This window comes from Caulobacter sp. UNC358MFTsu5.1 (assembly GCF_000712075.1).
In the GTDB taxonomy this organism is placed as follows: domain Bacteria; phylum Pseudomonadota; class Alphaproteobacteria; order Caulobacterales; family Caulobacteraceae; genus Caulobacter.
In genome coordinates this window covers 350001-365108 of sequence record NZ_JONW01000009.1, presented here as the reverse complement: position 1 = coordinate 365108, position 15108 = coordinate 350001, and the positions used below count along the sequence as shown (strand labels likewise).

The 15108-nt window shown below is 74.1% G+C and carries 2 protein-coding genes; one reads left to right on the top strand and one right to left on the bottom strand.

Translation table 11 applies throughout. The features are described from left to right. Nucleotides 1-237: 237 nt before the first annotated feature. Entirely contained in the window at nucleotides 238-1185 is a 948-nt protein-coding gene (locus BR39_RS25445; protein ID WP_035018677.1) for a DeoR family transcriptional regulator, read from the bottom strand. Between the two features lie 396 nt (nucleotides 1186-1581). Between BR39_RS25445 and BR39_RS25440 the strand changes: the two genes are divergently transcribed. Further along, complete coding sequence (locus BR39_RS25440; RefSeq protein ID WP_035018676.1) at nucleotides 1582-15102, top strand: autotransporter outer membrane beta-barrel domain-containing protein; 13521 nt, start codon at nucleotides 1582-1584, stop codon at nucleotides 15100-15102. Nucleotides 15103-15108: the final 6 nt, after the last annotated feature.

Sequence of the window (15108 nt, the reverse complement as noted above, 5' to 3'; positions counted from 1 at the left end):
ACGCCGTGCGGAGGGATGAAGTCATCACGCCAACGCTCTCGACCCGGTGGTCATCCAGGGCGCGATGATCGGGCGTGGGTCTGGCGGGAGCCATGGGGCGAAACCCCGAGCGCCGTCCGTCTAGTCTCTGGGCGCCGCGCGTTGGGAATCCCGCGCGGATTCCGGGTTCCAGATGCGGCGATCGATCCGGGCGGCAGGGCAGGATCGCCGAGCCGGGTCGGGGGAAACGCGAACGCTCTAGGCGATCGCGGCGTCCCAGCCGTCGAGGACGCCCAGCTGGCCCAGACGGGCGAACAGGCGTGCGCTGTTGGTCCTGTTGGTCTCGACGATGCGCATCAGTTGCGGCCGGGCGGAGTCGGGCGCGACCGCGACCAGACCGCCTGATCTGCGACGACAGAAGCCGAGCGTCTCCAAGGTCAGAAGGTGCCGCCGGATGGTCTCGCCGGAAACCCGCAGCGGACCCGCCAGCGCCCCGATCCTGACCGGCCGCCCGAAGCGCTCGGGATCACGACCCCAGTCGGGCAGAGCCGACGGCGGCAGTTGGTCGATATTGGCCAGCACCAGGTCCAGCAGGACGATGCTGCTCACGACATTGCCCGTGAGGGCGACCAGCTCGCCACAAATCCGCAGCGCGTATTCCGAGACCGCCCAGTTGGCGGCCCGCACCAGCGGTTCGCCCGTCGCCGGCGAGGCCTCGCGCGCCGCCCGGTCCGGCAAGGCGCCCCCGGCCTGCATCGCCTGGTAGAAGCCCCGGGTGCGGTCGAAGCGGGCGCGCTGCTCGGCCAGGTAGACGGCCGAGGTCACCGCCGCGCGCGGGATGATCACGCCTTGCTGCCCGATCATGCAGAGGCCGTCGCGGGACATGTTGAGGAAGCGCCGCCGCACGGTCTCCAAGGGCAGCCGCAGCGACGTGGCCACCGCGTTGATGCTGACGGGACGCCGAAGTTCGTCGGGCGTGGAGACTTCCGCGCCGCCATAGGCGGCCAGCAGGCTGCGGTCCCGGGTCACCGGCGTCATGTTCGCGTCGAGCGCGACGGTGAAGATCAGGGCGTCGAGGAAATGGCGGTCGCCCCGGGTGATCCGCACGATGTCGCGGATGTAGCCGAGGGACGCCCGGGCGACCTCCCACGGCTGGAGGTCTTGGGCCGCCCCCGCGGGGGCCGATGTCGGCGACGCCGTGCTCACGCTCGCCGCCCGGGGCGGGCGCGACGGCTGGACTCCGGTGTCACCGAAAAAAACACGCAATGGGTAAGCTGAAGCATGCCAACTCGCGTAACCACAAGTAGTTAAATTCAGTCAACACTTTTGTGGGGGAACGCTTTGGCCTTAGCAACAATCCGCTCCTGGGTTCGCCCGCCCCAGTACTGAGCGTCGCCAAGATGGTCGCCTCGCAAACACTTGCGCCTGAGCTCCCGCGCAAGCCGACGCGGAGGCTGCGTCCAAGGTCGCGATCCTGACCCCTCGTGACCGACCGTCGCGACCGGACTCCACCCCATCCCTGAAGGACGAAGCGCGTCGACGGACCGCTTCCCGCCGTGCGCGCCGGCGGAAGATTTCCGAGCGCGACAAAAGGTAGAGACAGTGCAAGCGCCGACGCCCGAGAACGAGAACGACGCCATGCCGGGCGTGGCCGCGGCTCCCAAGGCGGCGTGCGCCAAGATCGCCTTGATGCTGCGCGGGCTGGAAAAGCTGGCCGCCGCACGCGACCTGTCGAACGCCGACCGCGCCTCGGCGCGGACCCAGGTCCTCGAAATCGCCGGCCTGCTGTCGCAGAGCCGCAATCGCGACCTGATCGCGCTGCACGACGGCTTCCTGATCCTGGCCGAACGGCTGGCGCCGATCCCCGTCGAGGCCGATGTCGAGATCGCCGCGCCCGTGGGCCGACGGAACACGATCGGCAAGCGGCTGAGCCGCGAGCTGCGCCGCCTGGCCGTGGCCGTGACCGCGATGGTCGCGGCGGCCGCGCCGACCCTGGCGGCGGCCGATCCCGCGCCGCCGCCGAACCCGACGGCCGCCTATCACGTCGACGACCTGATCACGAACCCGGCCACCGGCCAGCAGGAAGAGATCGCCGAGATCGTCAACGCGATCACGGTCCGCACCGAAAGCGGCAACCTGATCCTCGTGCCGATGGCGGCGGGCACCACCTTCACCGTCGCCGACCAGGGCACGGGGAACCATCCCGACGACGGCACCCCGGACCCCGCGGGGACCAGCAAGACCTACACCGTGGAGTCGGTCGACAACACCGATCCCGCCCATCCCAAGCTGAAGGTCAAGGACGCGTCCAACAACGTCGTCGCGTTCGACCTGGTCACGCCGCTGGTCAACCCGCCGGCCGGCTCCACCGGCTCCACCGACCCGAACGGCGCCCTGACCTCTTGGGGCGGCGCGGGCGACATCGGGAACCGGATCTTCTCCAGCATCGGCGCCAACGGCAAGAACGGCGCCGACGGCGGCGGCGTGCGCATCTGCTTCGGCTGGTTCGGCTGCGTCACCGTGGGCAAGGAGCCGGGCAACGGCGGCGACGGCGGCAACGGCCAGACCGTCACCGCGACCGTCTACGCCGCCGACGGTCCGATCAAGACCGCGACGGACAAGCTGGCCGGCATCTTCGCCCTCAGCCAGGGCGGCAGCGGCGGCACGGGCGGCAACGGCTACGGCTATGTGATCAGCGGGCGGGGCGGCAAGGCCGGCGCCGGCGGCGACGTCGATCTGACCAACCAGGCCCAGGTGGTGACCACCGGCAAGGGCGCGGCGGCGATCTTCGCCCAGAGCCGGGCCGGCACGGGCGGCAACGGCGGCGACGGCTACGGCCTGAGCGACGGCGCGGTCAGCGGCGCGGCCGCCGAGTCCGGCGACGTGCGGGTCTACAACAGCGGCTATCTGCACACGGTCGGCTACGGCTCGGCGGGCATCTCGGCCCAGAGCCTGGGTGGCGGCGCGGGCACGGGCGGCTCCAGCTACGGCATCGTGGCCGGCGCCGCGTCGGGCAGCACCGGCGGCAACGCCGGCGGCGTCTATGTCGAGAACGACGGGGCCATCGTCACGGGCGACGAGTCCGGCTGGGACTTCAACGCCGCCGGCGAGGACATCAGCGGCTACGACGCCTACGGGATCATCGCCCAGTCGATCGGCGGCTCGGGCGGTTCGGCCGGCGACGGCGCGGGCATCGTCTCGCTGGGCGACACGGTGGCCGGGGCCGGCGGCGACGGCGGGACGGTGACGGTGGTCACCGGTTCCGGTTCGTCGATCCACACCTACGGCAAGGGCGCGACGGGCATCATGGCCCAGTCGATCGGCGGCGGCGGCGGGGCGGGCGGCTATTCGATCGGCCTGGTCGCCCTGGGCGCCAAGGGCGGCTCGGGCGGCGACGGCGGGACGGTGACCGTCCAGAACGCCGGCTGGATCACCACCGAGGGCGACTTCGCGCGCGGCGTCTTGGCCCAGTCGATCGGCGGCGGCGGCGGCGCGGGCAGCGACGCGGGCGGCCTGGTCTCGCTGGGCGGCAACGGCGGCGCGGCGGCCGACGGCGGCGACGTGTCGGTGAGCAACACGGGCGCCATCAACACGTCCGGCGACCATTCCAGCGCCGTCCAGGCCCAGTCGATCGGTGGCGGCGGCGGCGACGGCGGTTCGTCGGGCGGGGTGTTCCTGACCATCGGCGGTTCGGGGAACATCGGCGGCAAGTCGGGCTCGGTGACGGTCACGCACGGCGGGGCGATCCACACTAAGGGCGACGACTCCAACGGCATCTTCGCCGAGTCGATCGGCGGCGGCGGCGGCAGCGGGGGCACGGCGTCGTCGATCTCGGTGTTCGCCGGGGCGGCGATCGGCGGCCAGGGCGCCAGCGGCGGCGACGGCGGCGCGGTGAGGGTCAACCTGGTCCCGATCTCGCTCAATGTCGGCGGGAGCACGGTGAGCGTCGACCCGACCATCGACACGGAGGGCGACCGCTCGCGCGGGATCTTCGCCCAGTCGGTGGGCGGCGGCGGCGGCGCGGGCGGCTTCGCCAGCGCCCTGACGGTGGGCTACGGCGCCGGCGCCAGCGCGGCGATCGGCGGCGACGGCTCGGTCGGCGGCAAGGGCGGCGCGGTCTGGATCGAGGGCGAGGCCAGCATCACCACCAAGGGCGACAACGCCGAAGGGATCTTCGCCCAGAGCGTGGGCGGCGGCGGCGGGGCGGGCGGCTACGCCCTGAGCCTGGCCGTCGCGGCCAGCCAACCGGCGGGCGCGGCGTTCGCGGTCGGGATCGGCGGCCAAGGCGGCGGCGGCGGCGACGGCGGCCAGGTCGATATCCTCTCGGGCGGCTCGATCGACACCGACGGACGGTTCTCGACCGGCCTGGTGGCCCAGTCGGTGGGCGGCGGCGGCGGGACCGGCGGCTACGCCCTGGCCTTTTCCGGCGCGGGCGGCGTCGCGGCGGCGGTGGCCGCGTCGGTGGGCGTGGGCGGGCAAGGCGGCTCGGGCGGCGACGGCGGCGCGGTCGGCGCGGCGTTCGAGGGGAAGATCACCACGCACAAGGACGACTCCAAGGGGGCGTTGATCCAGTCGGTGGGCGGCGGCGGCGGCGACGGCGGCTACGCGATCAGCGACGCGATGGCTGTGTCGTCGGGCGACACCGGCGCGGGTTCGGCCGGCGTCGGCGGTTCCGGGGGCTCGGGCGGCGCCGGCGGTTCGGTGTCGGGCTATGTCGGGGGCGACATCACGACCTCGGGAGACCGTTCGACGGGCCTGGTGGTGCAGTCGGTGGGCGGCGGCGGCGGGGCGGGGGGCTTCGCCGTGGCCGGGTCCCTGTCCGCGGCGGTGTCCGGCGCGGCGATCGGTGTCGGGGTCGGCGGCGTGGGCGGCGGCGGCGGCGACGGCGGCGACGCCTACGGGTCCACGGGCGGCGTGGTCACCACCGGTGGCGACCAGTCGGTGGGCGTGCTGGTGCAGAGCGTGGGCGGCGGCGGCGGCAGCGGGGGCTTCAACGTCTCGGGCGCGCTGTCGTTGTCGGCCACCAACGGCGGGACGATCGGCGTGGGCCTGGGCGGCGCGGGCGGCGGCGGCGGCGACGGGGCCGGCGCGGTCGCCGACATCGGCGACGACGTGGTCACCTATGGCGACCAATCGGTCGGCGTGATCGTGCAGAGCGTGGGCGGCGGCGGCGGCTCGGGCGGGTTCAACATCAGCGGCGGCGTCGATATCGGCGCGGGCGGCGGCCTGGCCGTCGCGGTCGGCCTGGGCGGTTCGGGCGGCGGCGGCGGCGGCGGCGGCGCGGTCGAGGCCTCAGCCCACAACATCCACACAGAGGGCGACCAGTCCGGCGGCTTCCTGGCCCAGAGCGTGGGCGGCGGGGGCGGCAGCGGCGGGTTCAACATTTCCGGCGCGGCCTCGGCCGAGATCGCCTCGGCCAACGCCCTGACCGTGGGCCTGGGCGGCTCGGGCGGTCAGGGCGGCGCGGGCGGAACGGTCAAGGTCACCTTGTCGGGCCTGATCACCACCCTGGGCGATCGCTCCGACGCGGTGGTCGTGCAGTCGGTGGGCGGCGGCGGCGGTTCGGGCGGGATCGACATTTCAGGCGCGCTGGCCGCATCGGGCACGGGCGCGGCCTCGCTCGGCGTGGGCCTGGGCGGCTCGGGCGGCGGCGGTGGGGCCGGCGGCGCGGTCGAGGCCCAGGTCGATGGCGTCGTCGCTACCCTGGGCGACGACTCGGCGGGCGTCGTGGCCCAGAGCGTGGGCGGCGGCGGCGGTTCGGGCGCGTTCAACATCAGCGCCGACGCGGCCCTGAGCGGCGGGATCGGCGGGGCGGCCAGCGTGGGCCTGGGCGGCTCGGGCGGAAGCGGCGGTTCGGGCGGCAAGGTGAAGCTGGGCGTCAACGGCGTGGTGCTGACCTTCGGCGAGGGCGCCGAGGCGGTCCTGGCCCAGAGCACGGGCGGCGGCGGCGGCGACGGCGGCTTCAACGTCTCGGGCGATCTCAGCGTCAGCGGCACGGCGGCCTTCGCGGCCAGCGTGGGCGTGGGCGGTTCGGGCGGCGGCGGCGGCGCGGCCGACGACGTGACCCTGACGATGAAGAGCGGCGCGGCGGCGGGCGGCGATCCCGAAGCCACCTGGGCCGCGGTCACCTATGGCGGCGACGCCGACGCGGTGACCGCCCAGAGCGTGGGCGGCGGCGGCGGCAATGGCGGCTTCAACGTGGCCGGAGCTCTCGGCGCGGCGGGCGACGGCGGCGGCGCGGTCAGCGTCGGCGTCGGGGGCTCGGGCGGCGGCGGCGGTTCGGCCGGCGACGTGCTGGCCACGATCACCGGCGACATCCAGACCCAGGGCGACCTTTCGCACGGCCTGCTGGCCCAGAGCGTCGGCGGCGGTGGCGGCAGCGGCGGTTTCAATGTCTCGGGCGCGTTGGGCGCTTCGGGCTCGGTGGCGGGCGCGGTCAGCGTGGGCGTCGGCGGTTCGGGCGGCGGCGGCGGGAACGGCGGGGCGGTGACCGCCGCCCTGACCGGCCTGGTCACGACAGAGGGCCAGCGGGCCTTCGCCATCAAGGCCCAGAGCGTGGGCGGCGGCGGCGGGGACGGCGGCTTCGACGTGGCGGGCGGCCTCAGCGCCTCGGGCGGTTCGGCGGCCACGGTCTCGGTGGGCGTCGGCGGTTCGGGCGGTGGCGGCGGGGACGGCGGCGCGGTGTCGCTGGAGGTCGCCGGCGGAGCCTCGACCCAGGGCGGATTCAGCGACGCCATCGTGGCCCAGAGCCTGGGCGGCGGCGGTGGCGACGGCGGCTTCAACGTCTCGGGTGCCGTCAATGCATCGACCGGCAGCGGCGGCGGCGCCAGCGTGGGGGTCGGCGGTTCGGGCGGCGGCGGCGGCGATGGCGCGGCGGTGACCCTGACGGCCTCCAGCCAGCGGGCCTCGGGGACCGGCGACAGCGGCGTCCTGGCCCACACCGAGGGCGCGGCCTCGCGCGGGGTGCTGGCCCAGAGCGCCGGCGGCGGCGGCGGTTCGGGCGGCTTCGACATCGCGGGCGCGCTGTCGGTCACCGGCCAGTCGGGCGCCAGCGTCGCGGTGGGCGTCGGCGGTTCGGGCGGCGACGGCGGCGACGGCGGAACCGTCCAGGCGACCGTCCACGGCGACGTCGAGACGGCGGGCGGCGGCTCGGCCGGCGTCACCGCCCAGAGCGTGGGCGGCGGCGGCGGGGCCGGGGCGTTCAACGTCACCGGCACGACCACGATCGCCACGGCCGGCGGCGCCGCGATCGGCGTGGGCGTCGGCGGCTCCGGCGGCGGCGGCGGCGACGGCGGGAGCGTCGACCTCGACATCATCGGCCAGATCCTGACCGAGGGCGGCGACAGCGACGGCGTCATGGCCCAGAGCGTGGGCGGAGGGGGCGGTTCGGGCGGCTTCAACGTCACCGGCCAGATGTCGATCACCGCCGACGCGGCGACCAATATCGGCGTGGGCGTCGGAGGCTCTGGTGGCGACGGCGGCTCAGGCGGCGAGGTGACCCTGGTCATGGCCAGCAACGCGGCCTCGGGGACGGGCGACTCCAACTATGCGGCCTACACCAAGGGTTACGGCTCGCGCGGCGTGGTGGCCCAGAGCGTGGGCGGCGGGGGCGGTTCGGGCGGCTTCGACATCGCGGGCCAGCTGTCGATCGCGGCCGACACGGCCCACAACGTCGGCGTTGGGATCGGCGGTTCGGGCGGCGACGGCGGCGACGCCGGCGCGGTGTCGGCGACGATCGTCGGCGACGTGTCCACCCAGGGCGTCAAAGCCACGGGCGTTCTGGTGCAGAGCCAGGGCGGCGGCGGCGGGGCGGGCGGCTTCAACGTCACCGGCGGGGTGACGATCGCCACCGACGCGGCCTCGGTCCTGGTCGGGGTCGGCGGCCTGGGCGGCGGCGGCGGCGACGCCGGGGCGGTGCTCGCCGATCTGACGGGCGACGTCCACACCAAGGGCCGGGGCGCGGGCGCCGTGGCCGTGGTCAGCCAGGGCGGCGGCGGCGGCGTGGGCGGCATGAACGTCACCGGCGGCCTGTCGGTGACGGCGGCCGAGGTGCAGAGCGGCCTGATCGGCGTGGGCGTCGGCGGGTTCGGCGGCGGCGGCGGCGACGGGGCGGCGGTGACCGCCAGCCTCACGGGCGACATCCGGACCGAGGGCGACGACGCCATCGGCGCGCTGATCCAGTCGCTGGGCGGCGGCGGCGGCGCGGGGGCGATCAACGTCACCGGCGCGATCAACATCGCCTCGGGCGACGCGGGCACGGTGGCGATGGGGCTGGGCGGCTTCGGCGGGGCAGGCGGCGACGCCGGCGACGTCACCGCCACGCTCACCGGCGCCACCCAGACCGACGGCCACCGCTCGGACGGGATCAACGTCCAGTCGGTGGGCGGCTCGGGCGGTTCGGGCGGGCTGAACGTCACCGGCACGATCTCGGTCAGCCTGGAGAGCGACTCCCTGGGCCTCGGCCTGGGCGTCGGCGGCTTCGGCGGCGGCGGCGGCGATGCGGGCGACGTGACCGCCACGATCACGGGCAGCGTCACGACCGGCGAGGACGTCACCACCGGCTACGTCCTTGACGCGCAAGGTCGCGCCGTGGGCGAGACCAACGGGATGGGCTCCAGCGGCGTGGTCGTCCAGTCGCTGGGCGGCGGCGGCGGCTCGGGCGGGATCAACGTCACCGGCGACCTGGTGATCAACGGCGGCTCCGACAGCGCCGGCCGCGCGGCGGCCATCGGCATCGGCGGCTTCGGCGGCGACGGCGGCGATGCGGGCGAGGTCACGGCGACCATCGCGAGCACGCAGGACGAGCGCACCGTCATCACGTCTAAGGGCGACACGGAATCGGCGGTCGCCATCCAGAGCATCGGCGGCGGCGGCGGCAACGGGGCGATCAACATCTCGGGCAGCTTCTCGCTGGACGGCTCGGCCACGCTGGGCGTCGGCGGGTTCGGCGGCGGCGGCGGCAAGGGCGGCGACGTCACGGCGGCGATCGACGCCGACCTCTCGGCCCACGGCTGGCGTTCGCGCGGCCTGCTGGTCGAGTCCCTGGGCGGCGGCGGCGGCGACGGCGGCATCAACATCGCCGGGGGGATCAAGGGCGGTTCCGACAGCTCGGAGCCGGTGATCACCTTTGGCGTGGGCGGCGGCGGCGGCAACGGCGACGTCGCGGGCGACGTCTCGGTGGTCCAGACGGGCGACGTCTGGGTCCAGGGCGTCGAGGCCGGCGGGGTGCTGGTGCGCTCGATCGGCGGCGGCGGCGGCGACGGCGGCCTGAACGTCACGCTCTCGGCCACCAACGGCAGCAGCGAGGAGCGCGGCTACGCCCTGGGCGTCGGCATCGGCGGCAACGGCGGCGTCGGCGCCGACGCGGGCGACATCTCGCTGGTCAGCCTGGGCGACGTGATCGTCAACGCCAAGGTCGTGACCGACGCCGCGGGCAAGACCAGCCTGGCCTCGGCCGACTTCACCGGCGGGGCCAAGGGCGTCTCCGTCATGGCCATCGGCGGCGGCGGCGGCTCGGGCGGCATCAACGTCACGGGCGTGGTGGCGCTGTCGGGCAGCCCGCTGACCATCGGCGTCGGCGGTTCGGGCGGCGCGGCCGGCGATGGCGGCGACATCACCGTGGTGCGCGGCGACCCGGACGACGACGAGGTCCGGGCCGGCTCGGTCGTCACGTTCGGCGACAACTCGATCGGCGTCTATGTGGAGTCCACGGGCGGCGGTGGCGGCGACGCGGGCATCAACGCGGTGCTGGGCCTCTCCACCGCGGGTGTGGACGCCAACACCCCGACCAGCGAGAGCCTCGCGGTGTCGATGGCCATCGGCGGCAACGGCGGCGCCTCGGGCGACGGCGGCGAGGTCGACGTGACCAACCGCGGCGACATCTCGACCGACGGAGCCAATTCCGATGGTCTGGTGGTGCTGTCCCAGGGCGGCGGCGGGGGCAACGCCAACTACAACATCGGCGCCGGCTATTTTCCCAAGACCACGGCGCTGGCCCTGGCGCTGGGCGGCGACCCCACCTCGGGCGGCGACGGCGGCGACATCACCCTGGTCCAGGACGGCTCGATCGTCACCAAGGGCGACGATTCCGACGCGATCATCGTGCAGTCCCTGGGCGGCGGCGGCGGCAACGCCATGCTCAACAGCAATTTCGCCTTTGGAGCCAGCAACAAGCTGGCCATCGCGATCGGCCGCGAAGGCGGAACCGGCGGGGCCGGCGGCGACCTGTCTATCGACATCAGCGGTGTGCTGGACACCACCGGCGACCGCTCCGGCGGCCTCTACGCCCAGTCGATCGGTGGCGGCGGCGGCAAGAGCGGCGCGATCTCGGTCGGGGCTCAGACCGCAACCGGCAGCGACACCGAAAGACAGGTCTACGAAGCGGGCATGACCATCGGCCTGCAAGGCGCCCTGGGCGCCGACGGCGGCCAGATCGTGGTGACCAGCGAGGCCCAGGTCGTCACGCGCGGCGACGAGGCCCGCGGCCTGCTGGCCCAGTCGGTCGGCGGCGGCGGCGGCGCGGGCGGCATGGCGCTGAACCTGATCATGAGCACCTTCACCGGCAAGATCGTGCTGGGCGGCGATGGCGGGACCGGCGGCGACGGCGGCGCGGTCGATCTGACCCAGAGCGGGCTGATCTGGACCTCGGGCGACCGGTCCGACGGCGTCCTGGCCCAGAGCGTGGGCGGCGGCGGCGGCGTGGGTGGGGCGACCGTCACCATCGCCAGGCCGGTGGAGGCCGCCCGGAGCGACTCCTCGGCCGGAGCCATGAGCATCGCCTTGGGCGGTTCGGGCGGCGCGGGCGGTGTCGGCGGCGCGGTCGATGTCCTCAACGCGGGCCAGATCGTCACCGAAGGCCAGTTCGCCGACGGCATAAGAGCCCAATCGGTGGGCGGCGGCGGCGGCGTGGGCGGCGCGACGATGAGCTCATCGTCCGACACGGGCGGCGCCGGCGCCAGGACCGCCTCGCGGATCTCGGCCTTCATCAACATCGGAGGTTCGGGCGGGACCGGCGGGACCGGCGGGGCGGTCGACGTCGTCAACACCGGCCTGATCTGGACGCAGGGCGACTATTCGTCGGGCGTTTCCGCCAACAGCATCGGCGGCGGCGGCGGCGACGCCGGGATCATGAACGACGGCGCCACGATCAGCTCAGGCGACCGCGCGACCACGCGCACGGCCCTGAACATCGGCGGTTCCGGCGGAACCGGCGGCACGGGCGGCGACGTCATCGTCACCAACCGCCCGGTCACCGACGACGTGCAGTCCGGCCTCATCGTCACCGAGGGCAAGGAGTCCTACGGGATCTTCGCCCAGTCGATCGGCGGCGGCGGCGGCAACGGCAGCTCCATCCGATCGATCAACCTCATCACGAGCGGCAAGGGCACCACCGCGGCCTCGCTGAACATCGGCGGCGCGGGCGGCTCGGGCAATACCGGCGGCCAGGTGACCGTCCAGAACGACGGCGTCATCGGCACCAGCGGCGACGGGGCGCACGGAATCCTGGCCCAGTCGATCGGCGGCGGCGGCGGCAACGGCGGCATGGTGCTGACCCTGGGATTGGACTTCGGCAAGGAAACGTCCTCGCCGGCCATCTCGGTGGGCGGGATCGGCGGCGACGGCGGGAACGGCGGCGACGTGCTGGTGGAGAACGCCGGCTCGATCGTCACCCTGGGCGACAACGCCGACGGGATCGTGGCCCAGTCGATCGGCGGGGGCGGCGGCAACGCCGGCGCGGCGATCTCGGCCTCGATCGACGCCGGGGTCATCGCCGTGTCGGGCCTGGTCAACGCCGTACTGGGCGCGGTCGGGACCGGTGACGGCGGCCAGGGCGGCGAGGTCGCGGTCGTCCAGTCCGGCGACATCACCACGCTGGGCGAGGGCTCGCAGGCCATCGTGCTCCAGAGCATCAACGGCGGCGGCGGCCAACTGGCTTTCGACATCACACAGGTCTACGGCCGCAAGGGCTTGCCGATCGGCGGCTCCAACGACCCCGCCGCGACGGCGGATCCGCGGGTCTCCGCGCGGGCGGGGGCCGAGGGCGCGACCGACATGAACGCCGGCTCGGTGTTCCTGGTCTCGAGCGGCACGTACCAGGTGGGCGGCGCCAACGCGGCCGGCATCTTCAACCAGTCGATCGGCGGCGGCGGCGGCGTGCTGCGCGTCAATCTCGAGGTCGCGGCCACGCCCGAGGACGACGTGTCGACCCTGTCGGCCCTGGCGGTCGACCCGCTGACCGAGGTCGGCGGCGAGGCCATGCCGCTGGCGGTGGACGTGGCCCTGGGCGGGATCGACGGCGCGCGCAACCTTGGCGGCGACCTGGACAACAGCCAGGCCGGCGACATCCTGATGAACGGCGCCCATTCGCCGGGCGTGCTGGACCAGTCGATCGGCGGCGGGGGCGGCCGGGCGGTGGTCACCGTGGACGTGGCGCAGGGCGCGTCGGTCGGACCGGTGTCCGTGGCCCTGGGCGGCCGGAACGGGACCGACGAGGGCGGCGGCGCGGTGGTCCGCGACCAACAGGGCCGGATCACCACCACGGGCGCGCTCGGCGCCGGCGCGATCCTGCAGAGCGTGGGCGGCGGCGGTGGCGTGGCCGACGTGGTCGTCACGGGCGCGGACGCGGCGACGGTCGCCCCGACCCTGAGCCTGGGCTCAGCCGGCGGCACGGACCTTTCGGGCGGAGCGGTCACCGCCCGCTTCGACGGCGCGATCGTCACGACGGGGGATCACGCCGCGGGTCTGCTGGTCCAGTCGATCGGCGCTGGCGGCGGCGTGGTCAACCTGACCAGTCCCGCCGGCGGCGCGGCGAGCCTGGGCGCGACCGCGGGCGCGGCGGGCGACGGCGGCGACGTCACGCTCGACCAGGACGGCGTCATCGTCACGGCCGGCGCGGGGGCGCATGGCGTGCTGCTGCAATCGATCGGCGGCGGCGGCGGGGCGGTGCTGGGCGGCGGCGTCACGGACGTGAGCCTGAACCAGGACAATATCGGCGGCGGCGGCGACATCGCCTTCACCCAGACCGGCGGCGTGCTGACGACGGGGGCGGGCGCCTACGGCGTCGCGGTCCAGAGCCTGGGCGGCGGCGGCGGCTGGGTGGACGACGTCCATCAGGGCGCGGCCGGCGGCGAAGGGGCGGGCGGTTCGATCTCGCTGAACTTGGCCGACGACATCATGGCGGTCGGCGCGGACGGCGTGGCCGTCTTCGCCCAGAGCCAGGGCTCCAGCGGCGCGGGCGACATCGACATCAGCCTGAGCGGCGTGACGCGCGGCGGTTCGGGAACGGGCGCGGGCGTCGTGATCGACGGCGGCGCCGACAACACCCTGGTCAACACGGGGCACGTCTCGGCGACCTCGAACCTGGCCATCCGGACCTCGGGCGGCGACGATCATGTCGACAACCTGGGCGTGGTCGTCGGCGACGTCGATCTGGGCGGCGGCGACAATAGTTTCGTCAACCAGGACGGGGCGACCTTCATCGCCGCCCATTCGATCGTCCTGCGGGAAACCGCGACGGTGCGCCTGGCCTCGGCCCGCATGGCGGCCTTCTCGCTGTCGCCGGCCGCGATCCCGGGCGGCGCCTTCACCAACAGCGGCGACTTCCTGATGGGCCTGTCGGCGCCGCGTACGCCGATCGACCTGGCCGGCGGCGCGCAGTTCGCCAATTACGACGATCTCGGCGATCCGGCCGCCAATCCCTATTACGGGCTGCGGGTGATCAACACGGTCGCGATCGACGGCGACTTCGTCCAGACCTCGACCGGCCGCATGGCCTTCGACGTGGCCTTCGGACCCTATGCGTCCGACCATGTGGACGTCACGGGATCGGCCAGCGTGGCGGGCATGGGCGAGGTGACGCTCACCTGGCTGCAGGACACCAAGCCGGTCACCCTGTTCGCCTCCGGTTCGGCGGTCGACAACGGCCTGAAGATCGCCGACACCCTGGCGATGGACTACCGGGTCGTGACGGGGGCGGCCGGCGTCCAGCTGGCCTTCACGCCGCACTTCGACCAGGGCTTCCTGAACGACAACGGCCAGGCGCTGGGCCGACACATGAATTCGGCGATCCAGGCCGGAGACTCCGGCGGCATGGGCCGTCTGATGGCCCTGATCGGCAATCTGGAAGCCGGCCAGGAGGCGATCTATTCGCGGATCTTCGGCGAGCTCAATCCCGAGCCCTACCTGGCGCCGCTGCGCAGCCAGCTGTACTCGGCCAACAGTTTCTCAAGCCAGCTGTTCGACTGCGCCAGTCCTGGCGCGGGCCTGGACGGCAAATGCGCCTGGACGACGATCGAGCGGGTCACCTCACGCGGCGAGGCCGACGCCCAGACCCTCGGCGCCAAGGTCGAGGGCGGGCGCCTGCGCGGCGGCTTCGAACGTCCGCTGGCCGGCGACTGGTCGCTGGCCGCGGCGGTCGGATACGAGCGCCTGGACCGCGTCGATGTCGACGACATGCGTTCGCTGGCCGAGGGGCAGGGCTTCAACGCCGGCCTGGGCCTGAAGAAACGCAGCGATCACGCCCACGGCTCGGCGGAGATGGCCTTCTCGCTGTCCGGCGGCTGGCAGTGGATGGACACCACGCGCGCGGTCGAGGTCTTCGGGCCCGGACGCGCCGAGGCCCAGCCGGAAAGCGGCTATCTGCGCACCGACGCGCGCTTCGCCTATGTGGTCGAGAACGGACGGCTGTTCGTGCGTCCGGCGCTGAACGTCTGGGCGACCGGCCTGCACCAGCAGAAGTTCGCCGAGGGCGGGCTAGGCGGGCTAGGCGGCCTGGGCGCGAGCGGCGCTTCGCACACCCAGTTCATCGGCACGGCCAATCCGGAGGTGACGCTGGGCTTCGTGATGCGGCAGGGCGTGCGCAGCCAGACGGCGGTGGCGTTCCGGGTCGGGGGTCTTTTCAACACGACCGACCGGATCGAGATGCCGTTCCGCCTGGTCGGGGCCAATCCGGCGTCCGAAGCGGCGCGGGTCGGCACGATCCTGGACCGCAGCGCCTATACGGCCGGCGTCGACTTCCACGTGATCGGCGACGACCGCGTGTCGGTGCATTTCAGCTATGACCGCGAGTTCGGCGACCGGATCCGCGCTCAATCGGCCGGCCTCGATATCCGGGTCCGCTTCTAGCGGCTC